Source organism: Acidiplasma aeolicum (genome assembly GCF_001402945.1).
In the GTDB taxonomy this organism is placed as follows: domain Archaea; phylum Thermoplasmatota; class Thermoplasmata; order Thermoplasmatales; family Thermoplasmataceae; genus Acidiplasma; species Acidiplasma aeolicum.
Genome location: NZ_LKBG01000231.1, coordinates 1 through 12,696, shown reverse-complemented (window position 1 = coordinate 12,696; position 12,696 = coordinate 1). Strand labels below are relative to the sequence as shown.

At 35.5% G+C, this 12,696-nt stretch carries 13 protein-coding genes and 1 pseudogene; 9 read left to right on the top strand and 5 right to left on the bottom strand.

Annotation, left to right across the window (positions count from 1 at the left end; translation table 11 throughout):
* Window positions 1–143 precede the first annotated feature (143 nt).
* On the top strand, window positions 144–1,043 hold the full coding sequence (gene ftcD / locus AOG54_RS05665) for a glutamate formimidoyltransferase (protein WP_054964539.1): 900 nt from the start codon (window positions 144–146) through the stop codon (window positions 1,041–1,043).
* Window positions 1,030–1,638, top strand: coding sequence for a cyclodeaminase/cyclohydrolase family protein (locus AOG54_RS05660; RefSeq protein WP_048101540.1), 609 nt, complete (start codon window positions 1,030–1,032; stop codon window positions 1,636–1,638). Before ftcD ends, AOG54_RS05660 begins: the two co-directional genes overlap by 14 nt.
* Here the strand turns inward: AOG54_RS05660 and AOG54_RS05655 are convergent.
* Window positions 1,625–2,083 (bottom strand): Lrp/AsnC family transcriptional regulator, encoded by a 459-nt coding sequence (locus AOG54_RS05655; protein WP_054964538.1) that lies wholly within the window; start codon window positions 2,081–2,083, stop codon window positions 1,625–1,627. The two genes, AOG54_RS05660 and AOG54_RS05655, sit on opposite strands and share 14 nt — an antisense overlap.
* Before the next feature lie 162 nt (window positions 2,084–2,245).
* Between AOG54_RS05655 and AOG54_RS05650 the strand changes: the two genes are divergently transcribed.
* The 5 genes from AOG54_RS05650 (at window position 2,246) to AOG54_RS05630 (ending at window position 7,700) form a co-directional block, all read left to right on the top strand.
* A complete protein-coding gene (locus tag AOG54_RS05650; protein ID WP_055032525.1) occupies window positions 2,246–3,727 on the top strand; it encodes an APC family permease in 1,482 nt (493 codons plus the stop codon).
* An 11-nt stretch (window positions 3,728–3,738) separates the two neighbouring features.
* Complete coding sequence (locus AOG54_RS05645; protein ID WP_055032533.1) at window positions 3,739–5,112, top strand: aspartate aminotransferase family protein; 1,374 nt, start codon at window positions 3,739–3,741, stop codon at window positions 5,110–5,112.
* An 8-nt stretch (window positions 5,113–5,120) separates the two neighbouring features.
* A complete protein-coding gene (locus AOG54_RS05640) occupies window positions 5,121–6,182 on the top strand; it encodes a sn-glycerol-1-phosphate dehydrogenase (protein WP_055032524.1) in 1,062 nt (353 codons plus the stop codon).
* Window positions 6,183–6,230: 48 nt separating this feature from the next.
* The gene (locus tag AOG54_RS05635; protein WP_055032523.1) at window positions 6,231–7,157 is read left to right on the top strand and encodes a membrane dipeptidase; all 927 of its coding nucleotides are present in this window, start codon (window positions 6,231–6,233) and stop codon (window positions 7,155–7,157) included.
* Between the two features lie 81 nt (window positions 7,158–7,238).
* The gene (locus AOG54_RS05630) at window positions 7,239–7,700 is read left to right on the top strand and encodes a hypothetical protein (RefSeq protein ID WP_055032522.1); all 462 of its coding nucleotides are present in this window, start codon (window positions 7,239–7,241) and stop codon (window positions 7,698–7,700) included.
* 11 nt (window positions 7,701–7,711) lie between these two features.
* On the opposite strand, the gene AOG54_RS05625 is transcribed toward AOG54_RS05630, so the two are convergent.
* The 3 genes from AOG54_RS05625 to AOG54_RS05615 are packed head-to-tail and all read right to left on the bottom strand — an operon-like array spanning window position 7,712 to window position 10,142.
* Entirely contained in the window at window positions 7,712–8,464 is a 753-nt protein-coding gene (locus tag AOG54_RS05625; protein ID WP_156318721.1) for a carbon-nitrogen hydrolase family protein, read from the bottom strand.
* A gap of 1 nt (window position 8,465) precedes the next feature.
* On the bottom strand, window positions 8,466–9,668 hold the full coding sequence (gene coaBC / locus AOG54_RS05620) for a bifunctional phosphopantothenoylcysteine decarboxylase/phosphopantothenate--cysteine ligase CoaBC (protein ID WP_236689098.1): 1,203 nt from the start codon (window positions 9,666–9,668) through the stop codon (window positions 8,466–8,468).
* Window positions 9,669–9,722: 54 nt separating this feature from the next.
* Window positions 9,723–10,142 carry a hypothetical protein gene (locus AOG54_RS05615; protein WP_054964344.1) on the bottom strand — a complete coding sequence of 140 codons (420 nt, stop codon included), beginning with the start codon at window positions 10,140–10,142 and terminating at the stop codon, window positions 9,723–9,725.
* Between the two features lie 213 nt (window positions 10,143–10,355).
* On the opposite strand from AOG54_RS05615, the gene ppcA reads away from it, so the two are divergent.
* Window positions 10,356–11,882 (top strand): phosphoenolpyruvate carboxylase, encoded by a 1,527-nt coding sequence (ppcA, locus tag AOG54_RS05610; protein WP_055032520.1) that lies wholly within the window; start codon window positions 10,356–10,358, stop codon window positions 11,880–11,882.
* A 6-nt stretch (window positions 11,883–11,888) separates the two neighbouring features.
* Window positions 11,889–12,314 (top strand): NUDIX hydrolase, encoded by a 426-nt coding sequence (locus tag AOG54_RS05605; protein WP_048101549.1) that lies wholly within the window; start codon window positions 11,889–11,891, stop codon window positions 12,312–12,314.
* 65 nt (window positions 12,315–12,379) lie between these two features.
* On the opposite strand, the pseudogene AOG54_RS10130 reads toward AOG54_RS05605, so the two are convergent.
* Window positions 12,380–12,696 (bottom strand): annotated as a pseudogene (locus AOG54_RS10130) (rubrerythrin); the annotation flags it as partial.

The following is a 12,696-nucleotide window of genomic DNA, read 5'->3' as shown; positions in this document are numbered from 1 at the left end:
GGAATATAAAAATTTTTGAACCCAACATGTAATTAGATAAGTTACTTACAGCATAAACATATATGTTATCAGATCAGATAAAATATAAGATAACATCATTTTTAAAACAAATTAGTATAAATACCTATAATATATAATATATCATGAATATTTTTGAATCAGTCCCCAATTTTAGCACATCCGATGAGAATATAATTGAAATATTAAAAGGCATAATAACATCAGGCGGTGGTACTTTTCTGGACAGCACATCTGATAGGGACCATAACAGAAGTGTTATAACGCTGATAGCAGATAACGATAGGATTGTACAGATACTGTTTGACCTTGCAAAAAGTGCAAAGGAACTCATAGATATGGAAAAACACAGGGGATTGCATCCAAGAATAGGTGCGCTGGATGTGCTTCCTATAGTTCCAATGGGAAATTCCACCATGAATGAGGCCATAGAAATATCAAATAAACTTGGTTATAGAATAGGTAGCGAGCTTGGCATCCCTGTTTATATGTATGGTGAATCAGCGAAAATTCCGGAAAGGAGGGATATATCATACATAAGGAATATGCATTTTCAGTATGAGGAACTAAAACAGCATATTTTGGAGGAAAAATATAAACCTGATTACGGGCCTGCTGTTTTGGGCAGTGCAGGTGCAATGATGGTTGGCGCAAGAAATTTCCTTATAGCCTATAATGTGAATATTAATACAGATGACGTTTCAAAGGTAAATATGATTGTGAAAAAAATAAGATCAGGAAAATATTTTAAGGGGGTAAAGGCACTTGCATTCCCAATTAAGTCAAAGGGTTACACGCAGTTATCCATGAATATATACTGTTATAAATGTTCACCAATTAATAACATATATAATTTTATAGATTCCGAGGCAAAAGGTATGGGATTTGACATAGAATCAAGTGAGATAATTGGTCTCCTGCCTGCTGACGCTGTTGCATTATCCCTTGGAAAATTCATAAAGGCGGATATATCTGGCAAAAATATTTTAGAATATAAAATATTAGGAAGCTATGGAAATAGATGAATATATAAATAATTTAAAAAGCGATTCTGCAGCACCCGGCGGTGGATCTGCATCAGCATTAACATCAATATTTTCAGCATCATTAAATTCAATGGCATCCCTGCTATCATTAAAAAAGGAAAAGCTCAGGGAAAATTACGGGAAATATAATAATATTGTTTTACAGAGCAATAAAATTATAGATGACTTAAAAAGTTTAATGAATGAGGATGAAAAAAATTTTATGGACATAATGGATGCCTTAAGAATTTCCCGTAATGATAAAAACAGGCCCAATAAAATAAATTATGCGGTAAAAAAAAGCATAATAACATCATGGAAAATAGCAATTAGATCATTGATAAACCTTGAAAATGCAGTTTATCTTCTTTATAATGGAAATAAAAATCTTGTTACAGATGATATAACCTCGGCATATATGGCATACTCCTCAATAAATGCATCTCTGGGAAACATCGCCATAAATTTAGGGATATATAAAGGCTCAGAATATATTTTTACAGAAAAATTGAAAATTAAACTGTTTTATGAGGAGAGCCTTAGGATATTTGGAATGGCAGAGTCCTATGAAAAAGATATATTTAAAGCTCTATAGATGAGAAATCAATATCCTTAATTGTATATGCAACAACCCGTGAATCGCTTCTTTCTATTTCGTCCATGCTGGTGAGCTTTTCCATTATACGCAAAAAATCCTGCCTGTTTCTGTTCACGGTCAGAATAACAAAATCAATATCACCCAGTATAAAAAATACTGCAACAACATTTGGAAGTGATTTTAGCTTGTTGCCAATTATCTGTGCATAATCCTTATGATATTTTGTTTTAACAAATATTATGGATATAAAATCAAAATTCAATTTCTCATAATCCAGGAGTGCAACCTGTTTTTTTATTATGCCATCCTCCTTTAGTTTATTTATCCTCTTGCTAATTGCGGAGGCTGAAAATAATCCAACCTTTTTGCCAATTTCCTTTAATGGCACATCACAATCATTTTTAAGAATGGTTAATATTCTTCTATCAAATTCATCCACCATAATGATTAAAAGTTTTATCACTATTTTATATTTTCTATCAATAAATATGTTTTTATGTCAAAAAATTTTGTTTTAATAATAAAAAAGGAAAAATTATTGCTATAAAATACTGTTTCACTTAATCATAAGAATCATTTTATATCATCTTAAGTTTATATTTATATGGTTGATGAGATTAAGCATTCTTCTGGAACAAATAAATTAAAAAGCAATGCTGTTGGCAGCATTCAGGGAATTTTTCAGTCCTTATCATATGTCGGCCCGGCTGCAGATGTGGCAATTTTATTACTTGGCACCGTTGCATTTGCACTTGTTGCCACACCGCTGGCAATTATAGTGGCATGGCTTTCATACGGTTTATTCATGATAATGCCATATGAATTTTCAAAATACAAGGCAAATGCGGGAAGTTATTATGCATATGCTGCGGGTAGCACCAGGGGTGGCGGCTTCGGACCAATGGCGCTATTTACATGGATGGGTGAGAACTTTACAGGTCAGGCCTTCGGCATACTCGGTTTATCTGCGTTCATATTTGCGATCTCAACCTATATTAGCAATATACCATATTTATGGATCCTCTTTGCTGTAATAATAACACTCTACATGTTTATTCTTCCATATCTTGGAATAAAGGTGTCAACAAATTATATGGCAATTACCGGAATGCTTGAGGTTTTGCTACTTGTCATAGGCTCATTTATAATTATCGCAAGGCTTGGATCGGCAAATACATTAAAGCCATTTTACCTGCCAACAGGCAGTGCCATAGGTTCTTTTTTCTTTGGAGTTATATTTTCCATAGTGGATTTCACCGGACTTGGCACTGTTACAACAATATCCGAGGAGATGAAAAATTCAAAGAGAAACGTGAGAAAATCAATTTTAATTGCATGGCTTCTTGCAGGGCTTGCACTGATACCGGCCTCATATGCCCTTGTTGTTGGATGGGGCCTTCCATCAATATCAGCCTTTGCCAGCGCACCTGATCCGGGACTTATTGTATTCTATAGATATCTTGGACCTGTTGGGTTCATTTTATTAATAATATTCACTACAAATAGCTATTTTTCGTATGCAGTTTCAAAAACAAATGCAGTGAGCAGGATATGGTATTCCGCAGCCAGGGATAGGGTCATATTTCCGGAGTATATTGGTGAGGTGCATAAAAAATACAGAACACCAGGACATGCCATGCTTGTTTGGCTTGCCATTTCATTTGTGCTTGATATAATAACAGGCATATATTTTGGACCTGTGAACGCCGCATTAATTCTTTTAACAATGACGGGCGTATGCATAGTTACAGTACATATAATTGGAAATACATCTCTTACATTCTTTAGCCACACGGTGCTTAAGAAAACAGGGGAATCAAGCATACTGTACCATTATGTTATGCCGACCATTGCAAGTTTTGTTGGGCTTGTTATTATTTATTATACAGTGCTTACAAACATACAGACATATATATCGGACCCAACAACGCTTAATCTTGCGTATTTTATTATAGTTATACTCGCGGTTCTCTGGATAGTTGTTGGTGCGGTTGCGGTTACATTATATTATAAATTTAAAAAACCGGAAGTGCTGCAGAATGCAGGAAATTATGATGCTGAAATGGAAATAAGTGAAAACAGTTAAGGGTGATTAAAATGGAGGTATATAATTTAAGTTATGATGAGGCGCCTGTAATAAAAACAGAGCTGCCAGGTCCAAGGTCAAGGATTGCGTTAAATGAGCAGGACATGCTTGAAACACAGAGCAGAACCTATACAAGGGCATTTAAACTTGCCGTTGATAATGCCAGGGGATCAACAGTAATGGATCTTGACGGCAATATATTTATAGACTGGTTTGCAGGCATTAGTGTTTTAAATCTTGGGCATAACAACCCTATTGTCAGGCATGCAATAGAGGAGCAGCTTGAAAAAATAGTTCATATCAATGAGGTCCCCACGGAGGCAAGAATCAATTTTTTGAAAACTTTAAATTCAGTGCTACCAAAGGAACTTAAGGACCATGCAAGGACAATGTTTACTGTTACCGGTGCCGATGCATGCGAGGCTGCAATAAGCCTTGCCAGGCATGTATCAGGCAAAAAAACCATTGTTGCCTTTGGTGGGTCATATCATGGCGTTGCCGGGGACATTGTGGGTGCAACAGCAAATTATCATTACAGGGATTATGCCGGAATATCCCCAAGGGATATATACCACCTTCCATTTCCTTATCCATATAGATTTCCGGTAGATGTTCCTGAGGAGGATATAAGCAAGGTCGTCATAGAACAGCTTGAATATATAATAAGGGATCCGGCTGCAGGTCCCGGATCAATAGGGGGTGTCCTTGTTGAGCCTGTTCAGGGTGAGGGGGGATACATAGTCCCACCTGATGATTTTCTTCCTATGTTAAGGGAGGTTACTGAAAAATATTCAATACCTCTTATTTTTGACGAGGTTCAGAGTGGAATGGGAAGAACCGGGAAAATATGGGCATCCGAGCATTATAATGTTAGCCCGGATATTATGTGCATATCAAAGAGTGTTGGTGGTGGAATACCAGCATCAATGATTTCATACCGTGCTGATTATGACAGGGATCTGCCTGCAGGCTTTCACCTTGGCACATACCGGGCTAACCCACTGGCACTTGCCGCTGGAACTGCAATTTTAAACTATTTAAAAACAAGTGATATTCTGGACAGGGTGACAAGCAAGGGCAGATATATAAAGAAAAGGTTTGAGGAAATGGCCGGTAAGAATCCATTCATAGGTGATGTTCGCGGCCTTGGCTACATGATCGCTGCAGAGCTTGTAAGGGATAAAGGCACAAGGGAACCTGCCACTGAAATGGCAAATACCATGAAGGAAACTCTTTTCAGGCATGGACTGCTTATGCTTACATGCGGGCATTATGGAAATGTAATGAGGTATATAGCCCCACTCACAATAGAGGATCATATAATAGAATCTGGACTTGATGTATTCTCTGAATCACTGGATGAGGTCTCTAAAAAAATGAAATAGATGGTTACATGCAGCAGTTTAAATTTATGAAATTCTCTGCAAACATTGAGGCGGGATTTGGATCGTTAAAAAATATCGGTGAGCATCTAAAAAATATAGGGATTACCGGAACCGCTGCCGTTATATCTGGAGAAACAGCATTTAGAATAGCAGGTAAAATAGTGGTTGATTCCCTTGAATCCAGTGGATTTTATGTTAACACATTTATTTACGAAAAAATAGAACCAACACTTAAAAATGCCGAGAGTTTAAAAGCTATAATTAAAAATTATTCATCAAAAAATGATGTTTTTATAATTGGCATAGGCGGTGGCTCAACACTTGATGTGTGCAAATATATATCTGCTAAACTTGAACTTAATTTTATTGCCGTTCCAACGCTTCTTTCAAGCGATGCAATAGCAACTGGATACTCTGTTTTATGGATTGATGATAAAAACGAGGCATTCCAGACGAAGGCACCCTCGCTTATTGTTGGTGATTATGAAATATTAAAAAACCAGCCAAAAAAATACATCTCTGCTGGAGTTGGTGATATGCTTTCAAAGATGTCTGCACTTTATGACTGGAGGCTTGCCTTCTGGCTTGCAGGTGAAACATATAATGATTTCGCCATGAATGTTGCAAAGGCCACAACCAATTTATTAAAGAAGAGGATTGCGGATGTTGCGGCAATGAATTATATCGGAATAGAAACATTATTTTTGTCTGAGGTTACAGATGGTTATCTTATGCAGCTCTCTGGAACAACCCGGGTTGCGGCAGGAAGCGAACATTTATTTACCTTCGCACTTGAAAAAATACATGGAATGCCAAATCATGGTGAGTATTGCGGCCTTGGCACCATTATGATGGCATATATACAATCCAAAAAGGATGGCGAGGTCAGGGAATATTTAAACGATGTTGGTGCGGCCACAACAGCTGCAGATCTAGATGTAAAACCCCAAGAAATAATAAAGGCGCTTACAATTGCACATACAATGAGGCCATGGTATACAATACTTGGTATAAATGGCCTTTCAGAGGGTTCTGCCGAGAGGCTGGCAAGGTATACAATGGTTATTTAATTTATAATAATCAATAATAATTAATATAGGATTGCCATATAAACCATAATGGAATTTGTTGATATGCATGAGGATTTCGCATTTTCTTCATTGCGCGGTGATATAATATCTGGTAACGGCCAGTCTGGAATAAATATGCTCAGGGAATTTGAAAAGGTAACAATATTTTCTGTTGTTTTTCCACATATTCCAGCATACACTGATTTGTCAGATGAAATGACAAAGAATTATGGGTTCAAACAGGAAGGAACATATCCAGAGTACAGCATAATGATGGACCAGTTTAAATTTTACTATTATCTTGAGAGATCAGGTTATTTAAGATTGGTAAGAAGATACAGTGATATAAACAATGGAATTAATTTTTTGATTTCAATGGAGGGCACCGATGTTCTGAATCAGCCCGATGATTTATACATATTAAAAAACCTTGGGCTTGGTGCCATTGGATTAACATGGAATTATGATACAAAATTTGCAGCGTCGTGCATGTCCAGAAAGGATTATGGACTTACCGGCTTTGGTGAGGAATTGATTAACATAGCAAACAAGACTGGTATTATTATTGACCTTGCACATGCATCCAGAAAAACCGTTCTTGAAGCCTGTGCGTTAACAAAGGCACCGGTAATAGATTCACATACAAATTTAACAGCGTTAAAAAAACACACAAGGAACATAGATGACGAGGAAATAAAGGCAATTACAGAGACAGATGGTATTATCGGTATAACCGCAATTCCCGCCACACTCAATCATGCCAGTGTTGATGGAATTATAGAAAACATCAATTATATTGGAGACAACTATGGGTGGAGATATGTTGGCATTGGAACAGATTTTCTTGGCATAAACGATGTCCCTGCTGGCTTTGAAAATATAATTAAAATGGAGGAATTAAAATCAAAACTTGATCATTATCAGGATGTATTTTTTAAGAATCCCTACAGGATAATAGAGAAAATTTTGGGATGATTATAATAATTTATTTAAATACATATATATAATTGTGTGATTATTTAAAAAAATATTTAAAATAACATATATTCAACATTTATGGATAAATTCCCAACCTTCCACTGCCTAATAAATCAAAAGGATGAGGGGTATGACGCCGATATACAGCTGTTTTTTACCAGAGAGTATGAACTAGCCATGGAGGTTTCCAGGCTTATTGAGCTGGACAATGATAGCATTCAGTACTCCAGAATTCTGAAATTTATACAGTCTTTTGAGAATTTTTTAATAACCGGTGAAAAACCAGATGATTTTCAGTTCTTAAAGACCCTCCCCTCTGTTAAGGGATGGAAAGACGATTATAATATAATTCAAAGCAGGAACAGGGTTTCCAGGCTTCTCTTCAGGGCCGTATTAAAAACAGTTGAGGTTATGTATTACTATGAAAAAATGTCGAAAAAGGATGATTACAAACACAGATTTTTACCGGAATACTTCGAGGCCTTCTGGATCATGCGCGATGTATTTTATCAGAGGGCCCTTGATACATACAAAAAATAAAATAATTTTATCTAAAATTTTATTATTTTAGATTCCGGCCCAGCGTATTTACCGGGATCCTCCATAAACCTTTTATTTCTTCCATCACGGTAGTCTTCAGTATTTATTACATCTTCAATATTTTTATATTTTTCTATTTTTGTCCTTATTCTAAATCCGTTTTTAAATCCGAACGGTACAGCCATTATTGATTCCCCCAGATATGGGTCTGAAATAGAATTGGCAGACATTACCGGCATTCTGTTTTCAAGAGATCTTATTTTTATGTACATATGCCATTCCACATTAAAATCATGGCCAATTAATGATGGGTTTAATACAATATCACATCCATTACCTGCAAGGATTTTCATATAGTAAGGAAAATCAATGTCATAGCATACTGCTATCCCGAATTTTAAATCATTATGTGAAAATATGGTGATAATATTTCCACTGTTATAATGAATTTTCTCGTTTCCATACAGCATTATTTTGTCCTGATATCCGGCAATTTTTCCATAATGTACAAAAAATGATCTGTTAAAAAGGCCAGCGTCTGTTTGTATTGAAAAAGACCCGGGAATGAAATATGGTATATTTTCTGTTCCTAGATCCTCTATTATGGATAAAGCCTCTTCCATTGTCAGTTTTTCTGTTATCCACTTTTCCGGGAAGAGTATAATCTCTGAATTTACATTTTTCAATGAGTTTACAGCATTGTCATGTGCCGAATTTTTATCAGTACGCTTTAACTGTATTATTGATGCACCTATCTCAGGCATTTTATACACCCCTGCCTTTTAATCCTGAGAGATAAATAAGCAGTTTTTTGGTCATTACTGGCTTGGGCATAACACCCATATCCTCTGATATATTATTACCGGCAAATATGTAATGATTTGTTATCCTCCCAAAAGGTTCCATTTTATAGGTGTTAACAACAACAAGGTCGGGTACATTTTTAAAATGCGCCATAACATCCTCATTGAAATCTGATGTTAATCTAAACGCAACAAGAAGCCCTGAGAAATTTTCTCTTATAATATTTAACAGTTTTTTAACAGGTTTGAGTTTTATTGTGATTTCCTTATTACTATCATATTTTTCCTCGTTTTTATTAATAACCTCGAAATCCGGCAGTGCAGCGGATACTATAACAATATCATAGTTGTTTTTTAATTCCTTTATAGTATTTGATTTAAACTCATCAAAGGTTTTTGCAGGTATGTAATTCACATAATCTGGCATTGATTCCTCAGAATTCCCTATGTATGTTATTTTATCAGCACCAAGCCTAAATGCATTTCTTGCAATCCAGTAACCGGTAAATCCTGTTCCGTCATTTGTCAGGGACCTTACAGGGTCTATTCTGGCCTCTCCCCTTCCAGAGATAATTAATATTCTCCTTCCTGAAAGTTCATTATGAACACACCTTGAAACATGGTCTATAATACAGTTATTATCGCCCAATTTTGCCTTATCCCCTGAATATACTGGATTTACTATGGAAATACCCATTGAAATCAGTTTATCTATATTTTTTTTATTTACAGGGTTTTCCATCATTGACCTGTGCATGGCAGGTGCTATTAATGTTTTAACATTACTGCCAAGTGCCTGTGAAAAAAATAATGATGGCACCGTGTCTGCTATGCCTGAAGATATTTTACCAATACAGTTATATGAGGCTGGGGCTACCAAAAAAATTTTTTTATCGCGATTTTCAGAAAAAATATTGATATGCTCCAATTCTCCTGATATTCTGGTTATTACACTGTTTTCAGATGCCCATTTCATAACCTCGGGGCTTATGAACTGTGCTGCATTAAAGCTCATTGTGGTTATAACCTCTGCACCCTCCCTTCTTAGGTTTCTTACCAGATCCGGTATTCGGTATATTGAAATGCTTCCACATAGGGCCAAAACCACAGTATAACCCTCAAGTGTCCTTGAAAAAAGATTTTTATCGTATTCCAGCATGTCCATTATATTATTTCATTTTATACATATTTTTATTTTGACCCAAAACATAATTAAAAATTATTTCTGAATTCTTGAAAGCCGGTAAATATTCACAAACTGAAGCACGAATATGACTATGAATGAAAATGCCATGAGAAATGAATATGTATTTGATTCATTAAAGAGGAATAAAAAGCCTGAAAGGCCTGCTATCAGGACAAAAATAAAGCTTATTGTGGATGATATAATCAGCACATTATCAGAGATTTTAAGCATTAAATAAAATATAATAAATGATGCAAATAAAATCAGAAAGCCAAAGACCATGTGAATCATAATTGGTATAAAGTTAGTCATGGGCATTCTCATGAATCCGTGGGATGTTATTGGTGGAAAATTAACATAAAGATTAATATATATTCCAAGAATAAACTGAATGAAAAGCAGTAAAACTAAACCGCCTGTGAAGTAATATGCGTATTTAAATTTCTCTTCCATATAAATTGCATGCAAGAATAATATATTATTATTTCCAATTTTTTAATAAATGTTTTTGAATGCATAACATTAATGCCGATTGCATGGACTTCCACTTATTAAATAAACAATTTAATAATTTTGATATATTTTAAAACAATATTATTTAAAATATTATCTACAGTGCAATTTTATACAGATTTATATTTATATAATAACGCATTTAACTAGGTTATGATACCAAAAACAATGTCCACACAGCATCCAGATAATGCAAGGATGCCGGAATGGTCTCATGATAAAGCCATTATAAAAAATGAGGATGAGATCGAGGAAGCATACATAGCATATAAGAAGATGGGAATTCAGGAGGTTATGTGGGATGCTGAGGGAAAGGATGTTGACACACATGTTGTGAGAAAAATTATTTCTAAGGATAACAAATTTTTTAGTGAGAACATTCTTGGAAGGGATATATTTTTAACATACAGGGTTCCAAACCCAAGAATAGAGGGGATAGAAAGGAAAATATTAACTGAAACATTATCAAGCATACCGCTTAATTATGATGTTGGCAACAGGGTTTATATGAATAAGACACCACCAATTTTTGAGGTAATAATACCTTTCACAACCGATTACACGGATCTTTTGGGTGTTTTAAAGTACTATGAAAAGGCCATAGTTGGACAGCAGGATATTAAGCTTTATGACGATGTATATGCAAGGGATGTTACAGGTGAGGTTTACCCAAAAAAAATTAATGTAATTCCATTAATAGAGGATATGGACTCAATATTAAATATAGATTCCATAATTAATGGATATTATAGGGCTGCAGGTCCAGATCACATGAGGGTATTTATAGCAAGATCAGATCCGGCAATGAATTATGGAATGCTTCCTGCCACACTTCTGGCAAAATTTGCGGCCATAAGACTCAGGGAATTAAGCAATAAACTCAATATTAACATTTACCCCATGCTTGGTGCAGGGTCATCACCATTCAGGGGTAACCTTGGCCCGGATAACACGGTAAATGCACTGGAGGAGTATGATTCATACTATACATATACAGTACAGTCCGCGTTTAAATTTGATTATGATATAAACACTGTAAAAAAGGCGGTGGCTCAAATTAACCTGCACGATCCAGACTACAGGAAACTGCCGGATAATGTTGATTTAAATATTTTTAAATCCATACTTGACAAATATAAAAAAAGATTCCAGAGGGAAATAGAGGCAATTGCAAGGCCCATAAATGATATTACATTATATTTGCCCAAGAGAAGGGCCAGAAAACTGCACATAGGATTGTTTGGTTACTCCAGGAGTACAGGAAAGGCCGTTCTTCCACGTGCAATATCCTTTGTTGCTGCCCTGTACTCAATGGGGATACCCCCGGAAATACTTGGAATGGCATCCCTGAATGAAATGACAGAAGCTGAATATGAATTAATACATAAATTGTATTTAAACTTGAATTTTGACCTGAAGATGAGTGCAAGGTATTTTAATTATGACTCACTAAAATTGCTTAAGGAGATATGGAATATCGATGATGAGATAATAAATATGATAAGATCCGATATGAGATATGTTGAAAATAATATTGGTGTCCCAACAGATAATTCATATGGAATCAGAAAACATCTAATGTACTCATCCCTTACAATGCTGGCATTTAAGGATGGTAAATTTGATGAAATGCGCGATTACATATATGAGATGGGTTTAATAAGAAAATTTTTGGGATGAGAAGAAATGATCAGATTGCCAAAAATAGCTGTTGGTGGAATTATAATAAAAAACAATCAGGTACTGCTTGGGAAACGCAGGGATGAGCCCAATAAAAATAAATGGGCCATACCAGGTGGAAAGGTAAATTTAAATGAAACACTTGAGGAGGCACTTAAAAGGGAAATGCACGAGGAAACCGGGTTGATAATAAAAACTGGAAAACTCATGGCCGTGGCAGAATTCATTAATACAAATTTTCATTATGTAATACTTGATTATGAGTGCATCATAATGGGTGGAAATTTAAAGGCCGGTTCAGATTCATTGGAGATAAAATTCTTCGATATAAACAGTTTAAATGGCAATGAAATAAACGAAACAACAATAGAATTTTTTAATAAAATCAAAACATGCAAGCTGCCGGTTTCAATTGTTCACAGGGAAATATAAAAAATAAAAATTGTGTGACAGAATTAATATATTAAATTAAAATATAATATTTAAAGTTTTCTAATTTAGAAGGCGTTTTTTGTCTTTTCAAGTGTTTTAGCTATGCCCTCTTCCTGCTCTGCAAAAGCACAAAGCATTTTTTCTATGTCCTCATGTCCCTCGGCCTTTGCAGCCATTGCAACGTTTGTGTATTCTGATACGTGCTGTTCAGATTCCTCCTTTGCCATATCTGTTATTACCTTTTCCATGCCAGCCCTGTTAAGTGCCTCTGCTATTCCTTTTTCCTGCTCAGAAAATGCGCATAGCATGGATTCAACATCATTATACCCCTCGGCCTTTGCAGCCATTGCAACGTTTGTGTATTCTGATACGTGCTGTTCAG

Coding starts and splice junctions, on each gene's coding strand:
- ftcD (WP_054964539.1), top strand. CDS start 144: ATGAATATTTTTGAATCAGTCCCCAATTTTAGCACATCCGATGAGAAT.
- AOG54_RS05660 (WP_048101540.1), top strand. CDS start 1,030: ATGGAAATAGATGAATATATAAATAATTTAAAAAGCGATTCTGCAGCA.
- AOG54_RS05655 (WP_054964538.1), bottom strand. CDS start 2,083: ATGGTGGATGAATTTGATAGAAGAATATTAACCATTCTTAAAAATGAT.
- AOG54_RS05650 (WP_055032525.1), top strand. CDS start 2,246: ATGGTTGATGAGATTAAGCATTCTTCTGGAACAAATAAATTAAAAAGC.
- AOG54_RS05645 (WP_055032533.1), top strand. CDS start 3,739: ATGGAGGTATATAATTTAAGTTATGATGAGGCGCCTGTAATAAAAACA.
- AOG54_RS05640 (WP_055032524.1), top strand. CDS start 5,121: ATGCAGCAGTTTAAATTTATGAAATTCTCTGCAAACATTGAGGCGGGA.
- AOG54_RS05635 (WP_055032523.1), top strand. CDS start 6,231: ATGGAATTTGTTGATATGCATGAGGATTTCGCATTTTCTTCATTGCGC.
- AOG54_RS05630 (WP_055032522.1), top strand. CDS start 7,239: ATGGATAAATTCCCAACCTTCCACTGCCTAATAAATCAAAAGGATGAG.
- AOG54_RS05625 (WP_156318721.1), bottom strand. CDS start 8,464: ATGCCTGAGATAGGTGCATCAATAATACAGTTAAAGCGTACTGATAAA.
- coaBC (WP_236689098.1), bottom strand. CDS start 9,668: ATGGACATGCTGGAATACGATAAAAATCTTTTTTCAAGGACACTTGAG.
- AOG54_RS05615 (WP_054964344.1), bottom strand. CDS start 10,142: ATGGAAGAGAAATTTAAATACGCATATTACTTCACAGGCGGTTTAGTT.
- ppcA (WP_055032520.1), top strand. CDS start 10,356: ATGATACCAAAAACAATGTCCACACAGCATCCAGATAATGCAAGGATG.
- AOG54_RS05605 (WP_048101549.1), top strand. CDS start 11,889: ATGATCAGATTGCCAAAAATAGCTGTTGGTGGAATTATAATAAAAAAC.